The sequence below is a fragment of the Chryseobacterium sp. NFX27 genome (assembly GCF_049887855.1).
Classification (GTDB): Bacteria; Bacteroidota; Bacteroidia; order Flavobacteriales; family Weeksellaceae; genus Chryseobacterium.
In genome coordinates this window covers 20727-42539 of record NZ_JAGEKK010000018.1, presented here as the reverse complement: position 1 = coordinate 42539, position 21813 = coordinate 20727, and the positions used below count along the sequence as shown (strand labels likewise).

At 38.2% G+C, this 21813-nt stretch carries 25 protein-coding genes; 17 read left to right on the top strand and 8 right to left on the bottom strand.

Features of this window, described 5'->3' with window-relative positions:
- Positions 1-288, top strand: coding sequence for a putative quinol monooxygenase (locus J4Q03_RS17330; protein WP_426049376.1), 288 nt, complete (start codon positions 1-3; stop codon positions 286-288).
- A 1-nt stretch (position 289) separates the two neighbouring features.
- Entirely contained in the window at positions 290-1042 is a 753-nt protein-coding gene (locus J4Q03_RS17325) for a type 1 glutamine amidotransferase domain-containing protein (RefSeq protein WP_426049375.1), read from the top strand.
- Between the two features lie 75 nt (positions 1043-1117).
- On the opposite strand, the gene J4Q03_RS17320 is transcribed toward J4Q03_RS17325, so the two are convergent.
- The 4 genes from J4Q03_RS17320 to J4Q03_RS17305 form a co-directional block, all read right to left on the bottom strand.
- A complete protein-coding gene (locus tag J4Q03_RS17320; protein ID WP_426049374.1) occupies positions 1118-3229 on the bottom strand; it encodes a M4 family metallopeptidase in 2112 nt (703 codons plus the stop codon).
- A 238-nt stretch (positions 3230-3467) separates the two neighbouring features.
- Positions 3468-3911 (bottom strand): carboxymuconolactone decarboxylase family protein, encoded by a 444-nt coding sequence (locus J4Q03_RS17315; RefSeq protein ID WP_426049373.1) that lies wholly within the window; start codon positions 3909-3911, stop codon positions 3468-3470.
- A 4-nt stretch (positions 3912-3915) separates the two neighbouring features.
- Positions 3916-4347, bottom strand: a complete 432-nt coding sequence (locus J4Q03_RS17310) for a DoxX family membrane protein (RefSeq protein WP_426049372.1) — start codon at positions 4345-4347, stop codon at positions 3916-3918.
- A 63-nt stretch (positions 4348-4410) separates the two neighbouring features.
- A complete protein-coding gene (locus J4Q03_RS17305; protein ID WP_426049371.1) occupies positions 4411-4983 on the bottom strand; it encodes a Crp/Fnr family transcriptional regulator in 573 nt (190 codons plus the stop codon).
- 67 nt (positions 4984-5050) lie between these two features.
- On the opposite strand from J4Q03_RS17305, the gene J4Q03_RS17300 reads away from it, so the two are divergent.
- Complete coding sequence (locus J4Q03_RS17300) at positions 5051-5416, top strand: DUF1304 domain-containing protein (protein ID WP_426049370.1); 366 nt, start codon at positions 5051-5053, stop codon at positions 5414-5416.
- Positions 5417-5627: 211 nt separating this feature from the next.
- Here the strand turns inward: J4Q03_RS17300 and J4Q03_RS17295 are convergent, their stop codons facing one another.
- Positions 5628-6005 (bottom strand): winged helix-turn-helix transcriptional regulator, encoded by a 378-nt coding sequence (locus J4Q03_RS17295; RefSeq protein ID WP_426049369.1) that lies wholly within the window; start codon positions 6003-6005, stop codon positions 5628-5630.
- A gap of 91 nt (positions 6006-6096) precedes the next feature.
- On the opposite strand from J4Q03_RS17295, the gene J4Q03_RS17290 reads away from it, so the two are divergent.
- The 3 genes from J4Q03_RS17290 (at position 6097) to J4Q03_RS17280 (ending at position 7565) form a co-directional block, all read left to right on the top strand.
- Positions 6097-6507 carry an alcohol dehydrogenase catalytic domain-containing protein gene (locus J4Q03_RS17290; protein ID WP_426049368.1) on the top strand — a complete coding sequence of 137 codons (411 nt, stop codon included), beginning with the start codon at positions 6097-6099 and terminating at the stop codon, positions 6505-6507.
- Positions 6508-6575: 68 nt separating this feature from the next.
- Positions 6576-7085, top strand: a complete 510-nt coding sequence (locus tag J4Q03_RS17285; protein ID WP_426049367.1) for a zinc-binding dehydrogenase — start codon at positions 6576-6578, stop codon at positions 7083-7085.
- A gap of 3 nt (positions 7086-7088) precedes the next feature.
- On the top strand, positions 7089-7565 hold the full coding sequence (locus J4Q03_RS17280; protein ID WP_426049366.1) for a cupin domain-containing protein: 477 nt from the start codon (positions 7089-7091) through the stop codon (positions 7563-7565).
- 82 nt (positions 7566-7647) lie between these two features.
- Here J4Q03_RS17280 and J4Q03_RS17275 read toward each other — a convergent pair whose 3' ends face one another.
- Together J4Q03_RS17275 and J4Q03_RS17270 are read right to left on the bottom strand one after the other, a co-directional pair.
- Entirely contained in the window at positions 7648-8055 is a 408-nt protein-coding gene (locus tag J4Q03_RS17275; RefSeq protein WP_426049365.1) for a thioredoxin family protein, read from the bottom strand.
- 50 nt (positions 8056-8105) lie between these two features.
- Positions 8106-10175, bottom strand: coding sequence for a TonB-dependent receptor plug domain-containing protein (locus J4Q03_RS17270; protein WP_426049364.1), 2070 nt, complete (start codon positions 10173-10175; stop codon positions 8106-8108).
- A 122-nt stretch (positions 10176-10297) separates the two neighbouring features.
- Here J4Q03_RS17270 and J4Q03_RS17265 point away from each other — a divergent pair, with 122 nt between their 5' ends.
- From J4Q03_RS17265 to J4Q03_RS17230, 8 genes are all read left to right on the top strand, one after another.
- Positions 10298-11485 (top strand): homogentisate 1,2-dioxygenase, encoded by a 1188-nt coding sequence (locus J4Q03_RS17265; RefSeq protein WP_426049363.1) that lies wholly within the window; start codon positions 10298-10300, stop codon positions 11483-11485.
- Positions 11486-11509: 24 nt separating this feature from the next.
- Entirely contained in the window at positions 11510-12784 is a 1275-nt protein-coding gene (locus J4Q03_RS17260; protein WP_426049362.1) for an acetyl-CoA hydrolase/transferase family protein, read from the top strand.
- Between the two features lie 140 nt (positions 12785-12924).
- A complete protein-coding gene (locus J4Q03_RS17255) occupies positions 12925-13719 on the top strand; it encodes a hypothetical protein (RefSeq protein ID WP_426049361.1) in 795 nt (264 codons plus the stop codon).
- A gap of 233 nt (positions 13720-13952) precedes the next feature.
- Entirely contained in the window at positions 13953-15083 is a 1131-nt protein-coding gene (gene hppD, locus J4Q03_RS17250) for a 4-hydroxyphenylpyruvate dioxygenase (protein WP_426049360.1), read from the top strand.
- Between the two features lie 69 nt (positions 15084-15152).
- On the top strand, positions 15153-15611 hold the full coding sequence (locus J4Q03_RS17245) for a hypothetical protein (RefSeq protein ID WP_426049359.1): 459 nt from the start codon (positions 15153-15155) through the stop codon (positions 15609-15611).
- Positions 15612-15683: 72 nt separating this feature from the next.
- Entirely contained in the window at positions 15684-16931 is a 1248-nt protein-coding gene (gene fahA, locus J4Q03_RS17240) for a fumarylacetoacetase (protein WP_426049358.1), read from the top strand.
- A gap of 94 nt (positions 16932-17025) precedes the next feature.
- Positions 17026-17439 (top strand): GxxExxY protein, encoded by a 414-nt coding sequence (locus J4Q03_RS17235; protein WP_426049357.1) that lies wholly within the window; start codon positions 17026-17028, stop codon positions 17437-17439.
- 83 nt (positions 17440-17522) lie between these two features.
- Positions 17523-18344, top strand: coding sequence for a flavin reductase family protein (locus J4Q03_RS17230; RefSeq protein WP_426049356.1), 822 nt, complete (start codon positions 17523-17525; stop codon positions 18342-18344).
- Between the two features lie 221 nt (positions 18345-18565).
- Here the strand turns inward: J4Q03_RS17230 and J4Q03_RS17225 are convergent, their stop codons facing one another.
- Positions 18566-19408, bottom strand: coding sequence for an alpha/beta hydrolase family protein (locus tag J4Q03_RS17225; RefSeq protein ID WP_426049355.1), 843 nt, complete (start codon positions 19406-19408; stop codon positions 18566-18568).
- A 147-nt stretch (positions 19409-19555) separates the two neighbouring features.
- Between J4Q03_RS17225 and J4Q03_RS17220 the strand changes: the two genes are divergently transcribed.
- From J4Q03_RS17220 to J4Q03_RS17210, 3 genes are read left to right on the top strand one after another with little or no spacing between them, the layout of a single operon-like run.
- Entirely contained in the window at positions 19556-20329 is a 774-nt protein-coding gene (locus J4Q03_RS17220; protein WP_426049354.1) for a HipA family kinase, read from the top strand.
- Positions 20316-20699 carry a DUF3037 domain-containing protein gene (locus tag J4Q03_RS17215; RefSeq protein ID WP_426049353.1) on the top strand — a complete coding sequence of 128 codons (384 nt, stop codon included), beginning with the start codon at positions 20316-20318 and terminating at the stop codon, positions 20697-20699. Before J4Q03_RS17220 ends, J4Q03_RS17215 begins: the two co-directional genes overlap by 14 nt.
- Positions 20700-20722: 23 nt before the next feature.
- Complete coding sequence (locus tag J4Q03_RS17210; RefSeq protein ID WP_426049352.1) at positions 20723-21745, top strand: alpha/beta hydrolase fold domain-containing protein; 1023 nt, start codon at positions 20723-20725, stop codon at positions 21743-21745.
- The last annotated feature ends 68 nt before the right edge of the window (positions 21746-21813 follow it).

Genomic DNA, 21813 nt, shown 5'->3' with positions numbered 1-21813 from the left:
ATGAAAATCTATCTTACAGCAGTTATAAAATCTAAAGAGGAACATCAGCAAGAAGTGTTGGAAGTTCTTCAGAATATGGTAAAAGAAACCAGAAAAGAAGAAGCGTGCGAACTCTACAGTCTGCATCAGGGAATTGAAGACAAAAACCAGTTCATCTTTTATGAAATCTGGGCAAGTGAAGAAGGCCTTGCAGAGCATAACCAGCAGCCTTACATCCAGGCTTTCGGAGCTATCGTTGACGGAAAATTACAGGAAAACCCACAAATTTATACTACTCATATCCTTTAATATGAAAAAATTAGCAATTCTATTTTTAGCCCTGTTTACCATAGGATCTATTCAGGCACAACATCAAAAATCTAAACATATGAAAAAGAAAATTTTATTTGTCGTAACCAGCCATGACAAAAAAGGAAGTACGGGTGAAGATACCGGATATTATCTAGGTGAAGTTTCCCATCCATGGGAAGTCCTTCATAAAGCAGGATATGAAATCGATATTGTAAGCCCTAAAGGCGGGACTCCTCCGGTAGACGGATTCGATTTAAAGGATCCTGTAAACAAGGAATTCTGGGAAAATACGGAATACAAAAATAAGATCGACCATTCTTTACAGCCTTCCCAGGTAGATCCAAACAAGTACGGCGCTGTCTTCTATGCAGGAGGCCATGGTGCCATGTGGGATTTTGCAGATAACACGGAATTGGCTGGCATTGCGTCAAAAATTTATGAGAATGGAGGCGTTGTAGCGGGAGTTTGCCACGGCCCGGCCGGTCTTGTCAATATCAAACTGAATAACGGAAAGTATTTAGTGGACGGCAAAAAGATCAATGCTTTTACTAACGAGGAGGAAGCTGAAGTGAAATTAAAGAATGTGGTTCCTTTCCTTCTGGAAGATAAACTGAAAGAACGAGGGGCAAAATTTGAAAAATCAGGACTTTGGCAGAACCATGTGGTAACTGACCAGAGAGTGATCACAGGACAAAACCCTCAGTCAGCAAAAAGTGTAGGTGAAGCAATTTTAAAGGAGCTTAATCAATAAGCAAATTTAGCTAAGTCTTAAATAAAAAATCCGGCAGAAAGTATTTTCTGCCGGATTTTATTTATATCATTTGCATTATTTAATGACAATTTTTTTCGAGATACTGTTTCCGTCTGCATTTATTTTTATCAGATAAACACCTGACTGTATTCCACTGCCATTCACTTTGTTGATCCCTTTTTCCAGCTTTTCAGCTGACTTAATCAATTTCCCTGAAAGGTCATATATTTCATAGTCTGCATTTCCTTTTAGATTGGATTCAATGGTAAACTGCCCGTTAACAGCCGGATTAGGGTACACTTTAATACTATTCTGACTGTCAGATTTTACATTCTCATTTACTCCCAATAACGAAGCGCAATTACCTAATCCTACTGCACACCAGGCATTTTCTACCTGCTGCAATTCATTGGAACCTGCGCCATAAAGATCAATAGCAGCCTGCTTTGACTGATCGTAAGCGTTGATATAACCACTGTTTGCCGTCAGATAGGTAGTCAAAGTTCTGAATGCAATTTTTTCTGCTTTTTGGATCGTGATCCCGGTAACATTAAATGCAGTTCCCTTATCATTGGTTCCCGAACCGCCCACAGACAATAAGTAAAACCAGTAATTCCCTACACCACTGTTTCTATGTACACCTCCATGGTCATTAGCCTGATTATATGGAGGCGTCGGAACAGTCCAATAGGTTCCTGTATAGGTATCCGGCTGTTGAGAATTCAAAGCTGCAGGACCAGAGTTAGGGTTTGACATACTTCTAAGAAATGTAAATCCTAAAGCAGGTTTAGGAATTCCTTCACCTATATTCCAGTTAGGGCTAATCCCCGAATAAAATTCTATGGCAGCACCAAACATATCTGCAAAAGATTCATTCAATGCACCTGATTCTGCCTGGTATGCTAAATTAGCCGTTCTGCTTACCATAAGGTGAGAATATTCATGTCCGGCTACATCAATTCCTACAAATGGATTAAAATAGGCTGTAGAATTTGTAATATTGTTTGCCGGGTTGTTAGGATCTGTCTGAGAAAATATTCCGCTACCATAAACCATTGCTACAATTCCCTGAGTATCTATTGCTGCTGCATTGGCACCATTTTGTGCTGCTGCCGTTCCAAAATTTATGTTATAATAATTTCGGATGATAGAGCCGTTGCCGTCATAACTGTTTCTATTATGTCTGGTGATATAATAATCTTTTGCTTTCTCCATACCCCAATGAACATCTACTGCAGGCTTAGTAGCTGTAGCCGTATAATTGGCTGTACTGTTGGTATATTCTGTAATATTTCCAGTTAAACCTACAGCCGCGCTTCCATTACCGTCCCATCCGGTTCCGTCCAGTGTATGAATATTTCTCGCATTATCTTTTAAACGATAAGAACCGTCATAAGAATCTACAGTAACTGCCTGATTTCCTTTATAAAAAGTTGCACTTGTAGAAGGAGTGTCTGCCAGTGGACTGGTAAAAGATGTATTGCCTGTAGGAGGCACTTTATTTAAAGGAGAAATATTGTTAATGGACGGTTGTATATTATGATTATGAATCCTCTCCAGTTTCTTAACAACTTTCTTTGTTGCATTATCTACATAGTACATGTATCCCTGTAAAGTTTTTAATGATAAAGCATTAATTTGCGATACTAGGTGTAAATCCACACCTCTGCCGGAATACACTTTTGTAATTACCTGATCAAATTCATCAAAGGTAACATTTGGTGCTTTCATATCGGCATTTACAATATTTTCCACTTCAGCTTTCGCAAGCGGTGGCTGAATAGTCAGGTTAATATTTGCAGTCAGTTCTCCGTTTACATAAGTTATTTTCCCATCTTTTTCATGTACAAGGATCAATTCATCAGCTACTTTCACATTTTTATAGAAATGTTGAAAAACGGAGTGCTTTATTCCCAATTCATCCGTTGTAACACTTACGGATTCAAAAGTATGGTTACTGTCCGTTCCCAGCCATTTCTTAAAATTCGTCATGAAAAACTCTGTTGAAACATTTTGCCCGTTAAAATCTGCATAAAAATTCCCCATTGCTGAAGATGTAGAAATCTTGGGTAAATCTTGTAGGGACAATTCTGTTTTTTTCTCTTGCGCATTTACCAGAACGAGCGGAGCAATACCAACAGATAATGTGAAGGCTAAAGCCTTAATAAATGTAGTTGTTTTTTTCATATTATTTTTTTATTGATGTGCACAGTTAGTAGTAAAACATCAAAAATGTTACAAATAGCATAAGAATAAATATTAGAAAATTAACGATAGTATGAATTATTTTTTGTGAAAATAATTTTATGATGAAAAATTCGAGACTGTATTTTACCTCCAATAATGGCCCGCCCAATACGAAAACTATCAAAAAAATAAAAAAGCTCTCAAAATGAGAGCTTTAGCTGTGTTAATAAAGAGAAAACTATTTTGGCACTTCCAGATGCGTGCTTACTGCAATTCTGTTCCATGCATTGATGGTTACAATAGCCATAATGATCTGTGCAATTTTTGCATCATCAAAATACTGTTTTGCTTTCTGGAAGGTTTCTTCTGTAAGCCCTCTATCACTGATCAGAGTAATTTCTTCTGTCATAGCCAAAAGTACCTGCTCTTCTTCTGTGAAAAAATCTTTCGCTTCTCTCCAGCCGTTAAGGATGAAAATTCTTTGAGTGGTTTCACCGTACTTAAGGGCATCTTTTGTGTGCATATCAAGACAGAAAGCACATTTATTGATCTGTGAAGCTCTGATCTTGATTAATTCCTTTTCAATGTGGTTTAAAGAAATAGTCTGAAGGTATCCTTCCAGTCCAAGCATCGCTTTATACGCGGCTGAATCTACGTTGGCAATATTTAATCTTGCGCTCATAATATTATAATTTGTTGGTTAAATGATCTATACTAAAGAAATATTTCGGCTGAACAGCCAGTAAAAAGGCTCCGGCGCTTCCTACCCATACAGAGTAATCCAGAGGAGCTTTAACTCCTGATGCCATGGTCATAGACAAGGCAAAGAACAACAGCAGAAAACCCGCCCCGTAAGCTGCGATCCTGGTTTTCCAGCCTAAAAGCAACATCAGTGGAAAAAGTATTTCCAAAAAAGTCGCGGCATAAGCAGAAAATACGCTTAAATCTTCCGGAAGAAAAAAAGTAAGTTTCCTGGTGTAGATTTCAAAGTTTTCCCAGGTTCCCCACGCAGAATCTTTGCCCCAGAAACCCAACCTGTCCGCTACTGCAGAAAGCATGGTCGCAGAAATGGCAAGTCTTAGAAACAACTGTGGAAAATAAACATTTTTGTCTGTCATAATATTGACTTTTAATAACATGACAAATCTCCGACTTATTATCCGTAAAAATCTTAAACTGGTTTAAGAACGTAATTTTGCTCTGATTTCGCTCAGATATTCCGGGGTAAGATTCAGGAAAGAAGCAATCAGATATTGTGGTATCCTTTGAATAAACCAGGGGTACAGGGTGCTGAAATGCACATACAGCTCTTCCCGGGACATCTCATACAGGTAACGGATCCGTCTTTCTGAAGCCGCATAAGCCCTTTGGTAAACCATTCTGAAATACCGTTCCATAACCGGATGTTTTTCTAAAAGAAGCTCCTGCTGATGAAGATCAATAGCAATAATGGAAGAACGCTCCACTGCCTGAATACAGAAATCTGATTTCATCTGTCTTTCATAGGCAAAAGTATCTGTAATCCACCAGTTTTCTATCGCAAATTCAGTCGTCTGTTCCGTTCCTTTTTCGTTCACAAAAAACTTTCTCAGGCATCCGACAGACACAAAATACATTGATCTGCAAATTTCACCCTGAAGCATTAGACTCTGCTTTTTTTTCACTTCTATCTCCTTAAAAAAAGAAAGTATGGAAGCATATTCTTCATCAGTGACCGTAATAAATTTATTTAAATGTGCTTTGAAAGTATCCATCTTTACAATTGAGTAACCAAACTTAACTTTATTTTTTTAGTTTTACAATGTCAAAAAACATTAAATCATGGAACTCGTCGCTAAAATTCTGATCGCCATCGTTGCACTGGAACATATTTATATCCTGTGGATGGAAATGTTCGCCTGGGAAACCAAAGGAAAGGAAGTATTCAAAGCTGCACTGCCGGCAGAAATGTTCAAACCTACCAAAGGTCTGGCCGCTAACCAGGGACTTTATAATGGTTTTCTTGCTGCAGGGCTCATCTGGTCATTTTTAATTGAAGATCCGAAATGGCAGGATAATATAGCATTATTCTTTTTGGGATGCGTGGCTGTAGCTGGAATTTATGGGGCTATTTCTGCGACAAAAAAGATATTTTTCGTACAGGCATTGCCAGCGATACTGGCTATTATTGCTGTTCTTTTAAAGTAATTTGTTATTATGAACAGACTGTAGGTCTGCAAATGTAGTTCAGAAGAGACGAAGCAATCTCAGGAAATAATCGCTTTTTGAGATTGCTTCACCTAAAGGTTCGCAATGACAGGTTATTTTTCCACTAAATTGACACAAATTTTTCTTTTTGTGAAATATCTATACTGCGGAAAATTTTTAAATCTTTAAATTATTCAATTTTTAAATAGAACTAACTCATCGACTCTTTGATCTTCTCTCTATGGAGGATTCCCCAATTCACCAGAGTTTCGGTTACCGGTAAAACTGATTTTCCGTATTCTGTGACGGCATACACCACCGTGATCGGTTTTGTATCCTGAATGGTTCTTGTGATCAGAAGATTGATTTCCAGTTCTTTCAGTTCTTTGCTGAGCATTTTAGCCGAGATTCCATCTATTCCGCGCTGCAGCTTTTTGAAATGAATCTGCTGATCGGTTCTGTTGGTCAGGTAGCGTAGAATCATCAGTTTCCATTTCCCACCCAAAACATCGAGACTGTCGCGCATAGCGAATAGTTCTTCTGTACAGCTCGCTTCTCTTTCTATCCCGTTTTCTATGATTTTTGCCATAATAGTTTCATTAAGGTAACTGGTTACCAATAGTTAACTGGTAGCAAATATAAACTATTCTCTTTCTACATTTGTTTATCAAATTATTTTTATGAAAGCTATTACATTAAATAAAAATTTCCAGCTTGAAGATGCTGTAATAGAAAAGCCAATACTAAAGGATCACGAAATTCTGATTCGGATCAAGGCCAGCGGTTTCAATCCTATCGATTATCAGATGATTGAAAACGAACTGGAGCGGAGACTTCTCAAATCACCCATTTTAGGCCGTGAGCTATCAGGAATTGTTGTCGAAAAAGGAGCGGATGCCCATCAGTTCAATATCGGAGACGAAGTGTATTGTGGAAGTGGCTCCATGGGAAGCAGCGGTACCTATACCGAATATATTGCTGTTCCGGAAGCCATTGCAGCATTTAAGCCCAAAAATATTTCTTTTGAGCAGGCTGCCGGTATTCCCTCTGCGGGACTTACAGCATTACAAATTTTAACCGTTTACAACTGAACCACAATGACTCTGTTCTCGTTACGGGAGCAACAGGTGGAGTTGGTTCTTTTGTTATTAAATTTTTAATGGCTCATCAGTTCCAAAAGGTTACCGCTACAGTTGGAAGTGAAGAAAACAGACAGATTCTTCTTGGATTGGGTTTAAAAAGTGATCAGATCATCAGTTATAAAGAGGAAGATCTTGCAACAAAGCTTTTAAAGGCCAATAACGGTGATCTTTTCGACTTCGGAATTGATCTTGTTGGAAATTATATGTCTGAAATCACGGCAGAGGTTTTGAAAATTAACGGTACGTATACAGATGTCACTGCACTGGTTTCTAAAGATGCCCATGAAATCCTCTTCAATAAAGGAATTCTGATTATGAATATTTCCAATTATTCCTACAGTATGAACAAAGATTATCAATATTATAAAGGAGGTCTAGAGAACATTTCAAAACTTATCGAAAACGGAACGATCAGCCCGCCAAATTATAAAATAATAGGAGATCTTTCTCTGGATACGGTTTTAAAAGCCCATTCTATTCTTAAAAACAATGAAACTCAGGGTCACAAATTAATCATGAAACATTAAGATATGAATACAATACCTAGACGTGTTGTCACAGGCATAAAAAACGGGAAATCTGTCATTATTGAAGATCAGCAGACAGAAAATGCCGTGGAACATCTTCCAGGCCTGATTATTTCAGATATCTGGAATACGCAGAAAATGCCGGCCGGACTGGATTTTGAAACCAGAATTCCCAATACAGGATTTCCACAAACCCCTAAAAACGGCACATACTTCCGATATGTTGTCATTCCACCGGACAAAGATCTCGGTGTGGAATTCAAAGCCGGGGAACCTCATCCTATGATGCACCGGACACAGACTTTAGATTATATTATTATTCTTTCGGGGGAACTTTACCTGATCATGGACGAAGGTGAAACGCTTCTCAAGCCAGGAGATATTGTTATTCAGAGAGGAACCAATCATGCATGGAGCAACCGTTCTGACGAACCGTGTATTCAGCTGGCAGTACTTATTGATGCCGAGGATTTAATTTAAAGATTGAAGGATTTAAAGATTTAAAGGATTTTTCATAATACAAATTTTTCACAACAAGAAAAATCTGCGAGAGAAAAAACACCTACAAAGCAGAAATTTCCAATAATTTCTGCTTCATCATTTCAGGTGTCATTATCCCTTCATGATAATATACTAACTTCCGGTCTTTATCCAGAACAATCCACAAAGGATAAACAGGCTTATCCTTATTTTTAGACAAGGCCAAAGCCAGTTCATGAATTCCAGAGCTTCCATTCGGCAGATATCCAAATTCTTTTCCCTGAAACTGTATCTTTTCTTTCGTTTTTTCAGCCTCAAAATTGACCAGATAAAAATTTTCATTGATCAGGTCCACAGTTTCCCTGTCTTTATTCAACCTATGCTTTTCCATTTTGCAGACCGAACACCAGTCTGTATACAAATGGATAATAATTGGTTTCGGATCTTTTTTCATCCATGTTTCAAGTTCAGAAAAAGTGCCTGTCTTCATCTGACACAGATAAAAACAGGGCACTAACATTAAAAATAAAATAAAAGTTTTCATTTCAAAGTATATTTTATTCCCAGAAACCCTCTGATCTTCTGCATCGGTGCATAGCCATAAGCAGTATCAAAAGTATAATGGTTCGGGTTATTTACCGGATCGTTTACATTTTTATCAAAAGGGTCAAACGGTCTCATTAAGGGATCTTTCGGTGTAAAATTGAACAGGTTTTTCACCCCGCAGTATACCTCAAAGCCGGATCTGAAACTTTTTGAAACCTGGATATTGGCCAGAGAATAAAAAGGTGAATATTCAGGCCGGTAATCATCCGGTAGCACAGGAAGTCTCATCGGTCCGTAGAATTGTCCTGTAAAATCTACAGTCAGGTCATTCGCAAACTTATAGGAAAGGTTATAAGTTCCACTCCATTTCGGCGCATGCAGCTGCTGTGATTTTTCTTTTTCTCCATCAAACTTCTGATACACATCAAGATAAGTCACTCCTAAATTGATACTTAAAGGAAAACTGAAGCTGAAGTCCACATTCATGGAAGCTCCTCTGGAAATTCCATATCCTTGAAGATTGTCATAGATAATTTTATCCGGATCGGTATTAAAATCTCCTACGATCTTATTGCTGAAATAGGTATAAAATGCTGAGGCATCCAGCTGAAGCATACGGCTTCCCACCGGAATTTTCCAGATATAATTTAGATTCCCGTTGACAGATCTCTCAGGCTTCAGATCAGATTTGATCACTACCTCACGGGAACCGGTCAGTGCAGCATGATCTTCTGTGAAGAGATTGACCACCCGGAAGCCAGTTCCAAAGTTGAATCTCAGTGTATGATAGGGATTAGGGGAAAATTTCCATGCCAACCTTGGTGAATGTACTTCATGGTGAATTTTATCATAGTCAAAACGGTAGCCGACCAGCAAAGTATGCTTCTCATTAATTTCCCACTGGTCCTGTACAAAGGCTCCCCAGATTGGCGATTTCATCGGTGCATTGGTGACTCCGTCTCCGGATAAGGTGCCGGGTGTGTTATCATCGTAAAATGTCCTTTTAAAAGTAATTCCTCCTGTCAGATCGTGCTGCCCGAGCTTTTTGCTCCAATAGGTCTGTGCAAAAGCCACTTTTTGAAGCGCATCATAGGGATTACTCCCATAAAAAGAGTTCTGATCATGATAATTATAAGAAAACTGGGTAACGATATATTCTTTTAAAGGCCATTGATACAAGCCAAACACTTCCGCTCTGTTGGTATAAATACTTTCTCCGTATACATCCCCGCTTCCACGGTAAGATCTGTTCCACTGCATTTCACCTCCGAAACGGTCTTCATATAAATATCTCAGTGCAAAACTTGCCTGACGGTTTTCCTTTCTTTTAAAATTCCATTTATTAAAAACAGAAATTCGGCTCTGCAATGCTGCATCCGTAAAATTGTCTTTGTTCTGATCTATCTTTTCTTGAAAGCTGAAATAATTGAAACTCAGTAAAGACGCAGCGTTTTTCCCAATATTAAATTTTGTTGAAACATCAAGATTATTTTCACTCCAGGTGCTCGTCATCAGATCTACACTTAATTTAGGAGCGGTCAATGCATTTTTGGTGATAATGTTGATTACTCCACCCATTGCCTCAGAGCCGTAAATAGAAGAAGCGGGACCTTTTACCACTTCAATTCTGTCCACCAGGCTGTTGGGAATTCCGCTTAAGCCGTATACTGTTGAAAGTGAGCTCACAATAGGCATTCCATCGATCAGGATCATTGTATAGGGCCCTTCCAGGCCATTGATATGGATATCGCCTGTATTACAGACTGAACAGTTGAGCTGTGGTTTTACCCCATTCACCATTGCGATGGCCTCAAAAATACTCGGAGTGGGATTTTTCTGAAAAAACTTCTGGCTGTAAACCTCTACGGCCACAGGACTTTTTGATCTGCTGAAAGGCTTTATAGTTCCGGTAATCACAACATCTTCAATACTGCTTGTCTTCATTTTTCCCTTAGCAATTAGTGCAGAGTCATTTTTTATGGTTTGCTGTACAGTAAGACTGTCTGTCTCCTGAGAAAAACAAAAAGAAGATAAAAGAGTAACAGAAAATAGTATTCGTTTCATGAAATTAAAATTGTTAGACAAATCTAACAATTATTTTTGAATTACAAAACACCATGACAAATGTTGTTGGAATGAATTCACGAAAAATGATTAAATTTGAGAAACAAGATATAAAAAGTAAAATGAGATATCATCAAGCGGGTAATATCCCACCAAAAAGACATACGATTTTCAAATCGCCGGAAGATAAATTTTACTATGAACAGCTTTTCGGAACGGAAGGTTTTCACGGAATTTCCTCATTGCTCTACCATACACACCGCCCTACGCAGATCAAATCAATTGGGCCGGCAAAAGATGTAACTCCAAAAATCGCGGTGGAAAAAAACGTTGCTCCGAGAATGTTCAAAGGAATGAATGTAACACCGGAAGATGATTTTATGGACAGCAGGAAGATCCTTCTGATGAACAATGACCTGAAAATGGGATTGGCAAAACCCAGAAAATCCATGGATTATTTCTATAAAAATGCAGAATGTGACGAGCTTTTATATGTTCATCAGGGAACTGGCATCCTGAAAACATTTGTTGGAGATCTGGAATTTGTTACCGGAGATTATCTTATTATTCCGAGAGGAACTATCTATCAGGTGGAGCTGAAATCAGAAGACACCGTATTTTTTGTGCTTGAAAGCCACTCTCCTATTTACACTCCGAAACGTTACAGAAATGAATTCGGGCAGCTATTGGAACATTCTCCTTTCTGCGAAAGAGATATGATTGCGCCGGTTTTCAAAGAACCTAAAGATGAAAAAGGAGAATTTTTAATTAAAGTAAAAAAAGAAAACCAGATCACGGACTTCATCTATGCAACGCATCCGTTTGATGTTGTAGGATGGGACGGATATTTTTATCCTTATAAATTCAATATTAAAAACTTTGAGCCGATCACAGGAAGGATTCACCAGCCACCTCCCGTACACCAGAATTTTGAAGGCCATAATTTTGTAGTCTGCTCGTTCTGCGCCAGAATGTATGACTATCACCCACTGGCTATTCCGGCTCCTTATAACCACTCGAACATTGATTCTGATGAGGTTTTATTCTATACAGAAGGGGATTTTATGAGCCGTAATCATATCGACCTGATGGACTTTACCCTACATCCCGGAGGAATTGTACACGGGCCTCATCCGGGAGCTATGGAAAGAAGTATCGGCAAAAAGTTCACTGAAGAATATGCGGTAATGGTAGACCCTTTCCGTCCGTTGAAAATTACGGAAGAGGCTTTAAAGGTGGAAGATCCTTCCTATAAAACCTCATGGTTGGAAGAATCTGATAAAACTATGGAAGACCGTTCTCAGGAATAAAAATCACACATAAAAAATTTCATTATGTACAATTATATTAGTGCAGAAGAAGCCATATATACTGTAAAAAGCGGAAACCGCGTATTTTTCCACGGAAGCGCCTGTACTCCAAATTATCTTATTGACGAGCTGGCAAGACAGTCTCACCGACTGGAAAATGTAGAAATGGTTTCCATTACCCAACAGGGAAACGTAGAAATTGCAAAGCCCGAATACAAAAAAAGCTTTTTTGTTAATTCATTATTTGTATCAACCCCGGTACGGGATGCTGTAAACTCGGAGCGGGGAGATTTCGTTCCCGTTTTCTTAAGCGAGATCCCCATTCTGTTCAGAAAAAACATTCTGCCTCTGGATGTTGCTCTGGTAACTGTTTCACCACCTGACAGACATGGTTTCTGTACCTTAGGAACCTCTGTGGATGTTGCAAGAGCAGCTGTTGATACTGCTAAACTTATTGTTGCCATTGTGAATCCCTTAATGCCAAGAACGCACGGAGACGGAATGATTCACATCAGCAGAATCCATAAGCTGGTATGGCATGAAGAAGAGCTTCCAACCGTAGATTACGGTTCAAAAGTAGGTCCGGAGGAAATGCTTGTCGGAAAGAATGTGGCTGAACTTATTGAAGACAAATCAACACTACAAATGGGTATCGGAACGATTCCTGATGCCGTACTAAAATGTTTAACCAATCACAAAGACCTGGGCGTTCATACGGAAATGCTTAGTGACGGGGTTATAGACCTGATCAAAAATGATGTGATCAATAACAAGTATAAAGGCTATAATGATAATAAAACCATAACAAGCTTTTGCTTCGGAACAAGAAAACTCTACGATTATGTGGATGACAATACTGTTTTTGCATTCAAAGACGTTAGCGATGTGAACTTCCCGATCAATATTATGAGAAACAAGAAAATGGTTGCCATCAATTCTGCCATTGAAATTGACCTCACGGGACAGGTATGTGCAGATTCCATCGGAACATTGCAGTACAGCGGAATCGGTGGCCAGATGGACTTTATGAGAGGGGCAGCCTTGAGTGAAGACGGAAAACCTATTATTGCCATTACCTCAAGAACCAAAAAAGGAGTTTCAAGGATCGTTCCTTTTCTCAAACAAGGGGCCGGGGTTGTTACAACAAGAGGACATATTCACTATGTAGTCACGGAATACGGCACAGCTTATTTATATGGTAAAAATCTCCGTCAGAGAGCTCAGGAACTTATCAGTATCGCACATCCGGATGACAGGGAAATGCTGGAAAGAGCTGCTTATGAACGATTTAAGCAGTAATGAATACTATATTTTGTTTTTTATCATGAATAATTTATCATAAGTAAAGCCAATATATTATCAACGAAAGCAAAACGGCTCTTAAAAAAACATTAACATTTGGCAGTGTTTTTGATAAACTCATTCAAAACCAAAGGAAATTGAAAACTATATATAATTCGATTAGAGAAGAAGTTGAAAAGCATTCAAAAGTAAGAAATTCTGTTTTAGGGAATGTGAGTGAATGGAAAAGGAGCCATTATATTATTCTTTCTGAAATTATAAAAGATGAATTGTCTGACGCTGAAGAACTGAAAGGCGGAAAAAAATTTGAAATAGGAAATACAATATCACATGTTACTCTCCAGCGCTTTTTCGAAAATGACTATCAGGACAAAACCCATAATGACCTCAGGTTTTTAAAAACTCTGGACAAGATTTGTATTTTCCTGGGCTATAAAGATTTAAATAATTACATACAGTCCTTAAAGCTAAACAACCGGGAAGAAGAACCGGCAGACAGCCTGGAATTTCTTACGAAAATAGTATATGATTACTGTGCCACCACGTTTGAATTTTATAAGAATTTTCCCGATCATAAACCCGAAGTTTTTAAAGAGCTGGTTTTTGACGGCTCACCATTTTTAGAAAGAACTTCACAGTTCAGCAGAGAATTGTGTGAAAGAGAATTTCAGCTGGTCACCAAAAACAACCGTTCCAACTACGAAGTTTTTGATATCCACCTTGTTACTGATGAACCTGACAAGAAAATACTGGAAACTCAGGAGTTCTGGAACCTTTTGTTCAAAGTGGGAGAAACCGGTGAAGAACATTTCGTTAACCAGCTTAATACCCAGATCTATTTTATCCGTAAAATAGGCAATGTCTGGAAGATCTGGGACAACTATAATCCCGACGCCGGAAGACTCAACAGAAAAGTAGAAATCGAGAAATAAGGAAAGCCGTAGAAGATTCTACGGCTTTCCTGTTTCGAAAATATTTTTTTTTCACTTGTTCTTTGTATCTCAAAGATAGCCATCTAATTCCGTTATAAGAAAACTTAAATATACTTAAATGAACTCTTTTTTAACATTATGTTAACTATATTCAAGGAATCCATTTCAATCCTTTTGCTATTTCTAAGATTTTTGTAATTTGCATACATAAAAATAAAAGTAAAAATAGAAATATGTCAACACTTACGTTTGCCGAAAAAATCGCTCAAGCTGAGAATTTTCTACCGATCAACGGTACAGATTACATTGAGTTTTATGTAGGAAATGCTAAACAGGCTGCCCATTATTACAAAACCGCTTTCGGGTTTCAGTCTGTAGCCTATGCCGGTCCTGAAACAGGAGTAAGAGACCGTGCTTCTTATGTTCTTCAACAAGGAAAAATAAGACTGGTATTAACAACAGGGCTTAAATCCGATTCCCCTGTCAGCGAGCATGTAAAAAAACATGGCGACGGAGTAAAAGTTTTGGCACTTTGGGTAGATGACGCTTACCAGGCGTTCGAAGAAACTACCAAGAGAGGCGGAAAACCATATTTGGAACCTGTAACAGTAACGGATGAGAACGGTGAGGTAAGAATGTCCGGAATTTATACATACGGAGAAACCATCCACATGTTTATCGAAAGAAAAAACTATAAAGGTGCTTTCATGCCAGGATACGAAAAGTGGGAAAGCAACTATAACCCTGAAGAAGCAGGTTTATTATATGTAGACCACTGTGTAGGAAACGTAGGCTGGAACAGAATGATCCCTACTGTAGAATGGTACGAAAAAGTAATGGGCTTTGTAAACATCCTTTCTTTTGATGATAAGCAGATCAATACAGAGTATTCTGCATTAATGTCTAAGGTAATGTCCAACGGAAACGGATTTGCAAAATTCCCGATCAATGAGCCTGCAGAAGGTAAAAAGAAATCTCAGGTAGAAGAATATCTTGATTTCTATGAAGGAGAAGGTGTACAGCATATCGCAGTAGCGACAAAGGATATCATCCACACCGTAACCGAATTAAAAAAACGTGGGGTAGAGTTTCTTTCAGCTCCACCAGAGGCTTATTATGATATGGTTCCTGAAAGAGTTGGCCATATTGATGAAGATATTAAAAAATTACAGGACTTAGGCATCCTTATTGATCATGATGAAGAGGGATACTTGCTTCAGATCTTTACGAAGCCTGTAGAAGACCGTCCTACTCTGTTCTTCGAGATCATTGAAAGACACGGTGCACAGAGTTTTGGCGCCGGAAATTTCAAAGCGTTGTTCGAAGCACTGGAAAGAGAGCAGGAAAGAAGAGGAAATCTTTAATTTAAATATAGAATACTAAGTTTTGTCAGGATGAAGAGTCTTGACAAAACTTTTTTAAAGACACACATTATGAGAAAATTTTTTATCGGGATTTTATTTTTCGGAACATTGGGGCTTAATGCTCAGTATGGAACCCTTAATGAAATTCTTAACCGTCTGGAAGAAAGAAAGGGCATCAATCAGCATCTTGAAAATGTAAATATTGACAATAAGAAGTTCATCTTCATCAAAGATGCAGAGGATCACACGGAAAGAGACTTTATTGTTATCAAAGGAAAAGAAGCTACCTATGTAGAAGTTTTTGATGACAAAGCTACCGGTGAAAGCAGTTCAAACGTTTTTACAGGAGATATCATCAGGAAAAAGAACATTCTTTCTCTAAGAGCAGATAAACTTGAAAATAAGAAAGTTCCGATGCCTGTAACCAAAACTTTGCTGCTGACCAGGCAGGATAATATCCTGTATCTTATTGATGTAAATACCAAAGACAGATGGATAGATGAAGCCTCTTATTCCAAAAAGAAATAATTCCCACAGAATCAGGATAGGAGATCTTTATGGATTTGTTATCTTACCATTTTAATTTAATTCCAAAAAATTATGAAATCATTTGTAGAATATTCTTCGGATTCAGACTTTTCTATACATAATATTCCTTTCGGAGTAGCAGTTTTTAATAAAGAATATATCGGATGCTGTACAAGGATCGGAGATCAGATCGTTGATCTTGCCACTCTTTATGATCTTGGATATTTTGAAAATATTGAAGGATTGGACGACAATATTTTTGAAGCCTACACCATCAATGAGTTTATTGAACTGGGAAAACCTATAACCAATGCAGTACGTACCAGAATTCAGGAACTTCTACAGGAAGGTTCAATATTGTCCAAGGACGAAAAAACCATTGCAGATGCCTTTTACGATCTTGATAAAGTAAAAATGATGATGCCTGTGCACATCCCGAATTACACCGATTTTTACAGCAGTATTGAACATGCAACCAACGTTGGAAAAATGTTCCGTGATCCTGCCAATGCCCTGCTTCCAAACTGGAAACATCTTCCGGTAGGTTATCACGGAAGAGCTTCATCCATCGTCGTTTCAGGAACAGAAATTAACCGTCCGAAAGGGCAGACAAAACCTGCTGACGCTGAAAAACCGGTTTTCGGACCAAGCAAGCAGCTTGATTTTGAACTGGAAATGGCCTTCATTCTTAACAGAAACTCAGAAATGGGTGAAAGTATTTCTACAAAGGATGCTGAAGAAGCCATCTTCGGAATGGTCGTATTCAACGATTGGTCAGCAAGAGATATCCAGGCATGGGAATATGTTCCGCTGGGACCTTTCCTTGGTAAAAACTTCGGTTCATCTATTTCTCCGTGGGTAGTTACCCTTGAAGCGCTGGAACCTTTCAGAACAGCTTCTCCAAAGCAGGATCCTGAAGTTTTAGACTATTTAAAATTTGAAGGTGACAAAAATTATGATATCAACCTTGAAGTGTATTTACAACCTGAAAACGGCGAAGAAAACTTGATTTCAGAAAGTAATTATAAATTCATGTACTGGAATATGGCTCAGCAATTAGCACATCATACGGTAAACGGATGTAATGTGGAAGTTGGAGATCTATACGCCAGCGGAACCATATCAGGAAGCGATCCAAAATCTTTCGGATCTATGCTGGAACTGACCTGGAGAGGGCAAAATCCTATACAATTGAAAGACGGTCAGGAAAGAAAATTCATTGAAGATAACGATACGGTTACCATGAAAGCCTGGGCTGAAAAAGATGGTGTAAGAGTTGGCTTTGGTGAGGTTTCCGGTAAAATTATTCCAACGGTTTAATATTAAAATAAACACTTAAGTCTGTTGAGCTAAATGATAATGAATATTTAAGTTCACTTTAGTTTGAAAATCTCTGATTTTCATAATATCTATTATGGTTACACAAAAATTGATTAACGAACTTTCTTATAAGGTTGTTGGGGCTTGTATAGAAGTCCATAAATTGGCAGGTCCAGGGTTATATGAAGAAGTGTATCACCAATGTTTAGAAAAAGAATTTAATCTATTAGGGTTAAAATACCAAAGTGAACTTGAAATTCCTTTTATCTATAAAGGACAGTATATAGATTGTAAGTTAAAATGTGATTTTCTAATTGAAAATTTAATTGTTTTAGAATTAAAATCTGTTTCTGAAATTCATCAGATTCATAAAGCTCAAACAATGAATTATATGCATCTTTTAAAAGTGCCTCGTTCAATATTGGTCAATTTTAATGTTACCAACTTATATCATGAAGGCTGTGAGTTTTTTGCTGCCAAATCTTTTAAAGATCTACCAAAAGAATGAAAATCTATGATTTTCAAAAACTTAAGTGCTCTTGTGAAACAGAAGCAAGAAACTAAATTAACTTAAGTGTTAAAGAGAAAACAATGAAAACAGTAATACCCTCCGAATTGTCCCCTGTACAGCTCCAGACGATCATGCAGACCGCTGTGTCTCCGCGTCCCATTGCTCTGGCCTCTACAGTAGATAAAAACGGAATTATCAATCTATCTCCGTTCAGCTTTTTTAATATGTTCAGTACAGTTCCACCCGTGTTGATTTTTTCACCATCGAGGAGAGTACGGGACAATACCACTAAGCATACCCTGGAAAATGTTTTAGAAGTTCCTGAAGTAGTAATTGGAACGGTGAATTTTCCAATTGTACAGCAGATTTCTTTAGCTTCTACAGAATACGAAACCGGAGTCAATGAATTTATCAAATCAGGCCTGACCATGAAAGACGCAGATCTGGTAAAGCCCAAACTGATTGAAGAATGCCCTGTCAACTTTGAATGTAAAGTTTTAGAAATAAAGTCTCTTGGAGATCAGGGGGGTGCAGGAAATCTTGTGATCTGTGAGGTTCAGAAAATTCATATCAGGGAAGAATATCTGAATGAAGCTGGAAACTTGGATCAGCAAAAGCTTGATATGGTAGCCCGTTTGGGAGGAAACTGGTATTCCAGAAGCAATGAGAACAGCCTTTTTGAGGTTCCGAAACCATTGGTCACAAAAGGAATCGGATTTGATCTTCTGCCGGATTCCATTAAATACAGCAGGATATTTACAGGAAATGACCTGGGAATGCTTGCCAATGTAGAAATACTGCCTGCAGGTGATTTCCATGCAGATGAGAATGTTCATAAAAACGCTCAGAAATTACTGCTGGAAAGCAGGATTGAAGAAGCCTGGACGCTTTTAACAGTATAATAACAAGTCAAAATAATAAAACCAGTCTTATCGGGCTGGTTTTATTATTTTATTTCTTAGCTATAAAATTAAATTGCCAAACAACACGCTTCATCAGATCAACTTATTGATTACTCCTTTGCTTGCTCAAATAATTCATTCAGATCTTAAAATTTTGCGTTAATAACTCTCACTGACTGCACGAATCTCACAGAGCTAGTTGGAGATTTTAGGCTGAATTTTTATTTCAAATTTTCATTGATAAAATCAATACACTTTTCTGTAACAATATTCAGACTGTGAGGAAGCTCTTTTTCCGTCCAGGGCTCTTTTGATCCGAACGTATGATCCGCATTTTCCACTAAGAACAGTTCTGAGTTAGGATTGAGAATATGAAGGTGTTCCGCATTCTTCACACTGACACTTTCGTCATTAGTTCCATGGATGATCAGCACAAAAGCTTTGGCCATTTCCGTAGCTCTTTCCACATCAAAACGGTGAACATTCTTTTCAAAGTCTTCATAAAACTGGTAATAATGTGGCATTTCCTGTTTTGTTCTTCCGTTCAGCACATAATACACGCCTTCCTTCCTCCAGCTTTCCAAAGCTTCATCCTTTGGAAAACGTTCTAAAGTATCTACACTTGCCAGTGTAATAAGACCGTTGATTCTTTCATCTTCAAATGTTTTGATAATGGAAATCCCTCCTCCTCTACTGTGTCCTATCAGAATTATTCTTTGATCATCTACATATGGATCTTTCACAAACTGGTCGATCACAACTCCCAGATCGGAAAGTTCTTTTGAATAATTATTGTTCCCAAAAGCTTCCAGATCACTAAAATTGTGTGGATCTTCAACTGTGGTTCCGTTATGGGATGAATTGAATTTTACAAAGAAAAAGCCCGCTTCAGCAAACTTTTCCGCCATCAGGTTCCAGGCTCCCCAGTCTTTATAGCCTTTGTACCCATGAACAAAGATCACTAACGGCAGCTTTTTATCAGTTTCAGGATAAATGGCATCGGCAAGAAAATCCCGGGTTTCCGCATTTTCCAGTTTTATATTAAGCTTTTTTATCAATTCCATATAAAATTAATTATGATTCTTAAATAGCAATGCTGTTTGCAGTATTCACATTAACCGAAATATAATGAAAAATTTTTAGCTGAGAAAAGTTAATCTTCTGTACCGGAATTGATTAAATAGTTATAAAAATAACCTTATTTTTGCGGTATGCTGGATTTAAGAACGGTAACCGTCACACGTTACATCCTGCCCTTAAGAGAGGGCGGATCTCTTCCTGCTTTGGCAGAAGCTGATGATGACTTTAAATATGTACTGAAATTCCGGGGCGCAGGCCACGGAGTAAAGATGCTGATCTCCGAACTCTTGGGTGGCAAAATCACGGAAGCTCTGGGTCTGAAGATCCCTGAACTGGTATTTGTTAATCTTGACGTTGATTTTGGACGAACAGAAGCGGATGAGGAAATTCAGGATTTACTGAAATTTTCGGAAGGGCTGAATCTGGGTCTGCATTATCTTTCGGGTTCTATCACCTATGATCCCGGAGTAAAAATTGATCCTCTTCTGGCCTCCAAGATCGTATGGCTGGATGCCTTCATTACAAATATTGACCGTACTTTTAAAAATACCAATCTTTTGATGTGGCATAAAGAACTTTGGGTTATTGATAACGGTGCTTCGTTTTATTTCCATCATTCGTGGCAGAATTTTGATACGGCTGCAAAGACTCCGTTCAAATATGTGAAAGATCATGTACTGCTCCCGAAAGCAAAAATGCTGGATGAAGCTGATCGGTTTGCTCATGAAGTATTGAATGACAATCTGTTCAGGGAAATTGTCAATTTAATTCCTGAAGACTGGCTCCACTGGGATGATGCCGATGAAACTCCTGAAGAGATCCGAGAGATCTACTTCCAGTTCCTGAAAACCAGGTTAGAAAATTCTCAAATCTTTGTAAACGAAGCTAAAAATGCAAGAGGATAAAATATACGAATACGCTGTAATACGTCTGGTACCGAAAGTTGAGAGAGAAGAATTTTTCAATATAGGCCTTGTGATGTTTTCCAAAAAGGAAAAGTTTATCCGTATGGAGTTTTACTTATGTCCTGATAAATTCAGTCTCATGCACAGCAAACTGGATTATGATGATATTATCCGGAATCTTGAAAGCTTTCAAAAAATCGCCAACGGAGATAAGGAAGGAGGCCCCATCGCTCTGATGGATGTTCCGGAACGTTTCCGATGGCTGACAGCTGTAAGAAGCTCTTCCGTCCAGACATCCAGACCTCATCCGGGAAAATCCAAAGACCTGGAAAAGACGTTTGGTAAACTTTTTGAGGAGTTAGTAAAATAACACACCACCACAAAAAGTATTCTATGAAATCATTACTAAACAACATATCAATCTACAGGTTTTCAATAAACCTGTTTTTTGTTATCTTTTTAGGATTATCTAGTTTAATTTATTCACAAAATCAAATTGAGCCAATAACTCCAAAAAGCAGTCTTCTGCCAAAAATATCGGCAGTATCAGAGAATATTATCTATAAGAACAATGCAAAAGGAATTCCTGTTTCGCTGGACATCTATATCCCGAAAACCGGTTCAAATGATAAAATACCTGTTGTTATCTATGTCCACGGAGGAGCATGGGTAAAAGGTGATAAAACAGTAAGGGACGGAAGCTATATTGAAACATTTATTTCAAAACTTCTGGACAAAAAGTATGCAGTCATCAGTATCGATTATACACTTCTGAATGACAGTATTCATTTTCCTCTCCCTCTGCAGGACACTAAAGATGCAGTAAGATGGGTAAGAAAGAATGCAGACAGATATCGTTTTGACACGGACAATATTGGTTTTTTTGGGACTTCATCAGGGGCACACCTGTCGATGCTTGCAGCCTATACACCGGACAATGAATTTGCAGGAAGCCCGGAACTTTCTTCGTATTCTGCAAAAGTAAATTTTGTAATCAACCACTACGGCCCTTCCGATATGAACAAACTGCTGCATACGCGGCTTGGAAAAGTTCCGGTATTTTTTTTCGGACTGGCAGCAAAAAAAATCGTGGATCTCAGAACGGATCTGGTGAGGGGATTATCCGGTTATGACATCAAAAAAGAGAAAAGAAAAGTCATAGACTATTTCAAGACCATTTCTCCTATAACCTATGTCCCGGGAGGTGTTCCTACATTGATTGTGCAGGGAAATAAGGATAAGGTAGTTCCTATTAAACAGTCCAGAAAGCTTCACAGAAAACTCAGAAGAGAAAACATTCAGAATAACCTGATCATTGTAGAAAACGGGGTACATGGTTTCGGAACGACAGATAAAGCTTATATGGACAGGCTTACTGACCAGATGGTGGATTTTATCGTTTCTCAAACAAAATAATATACACGGCCCGACAAAGAATAGCCGATAAATATTCAGAATCAGCATAATATATTATTAATTTAAAT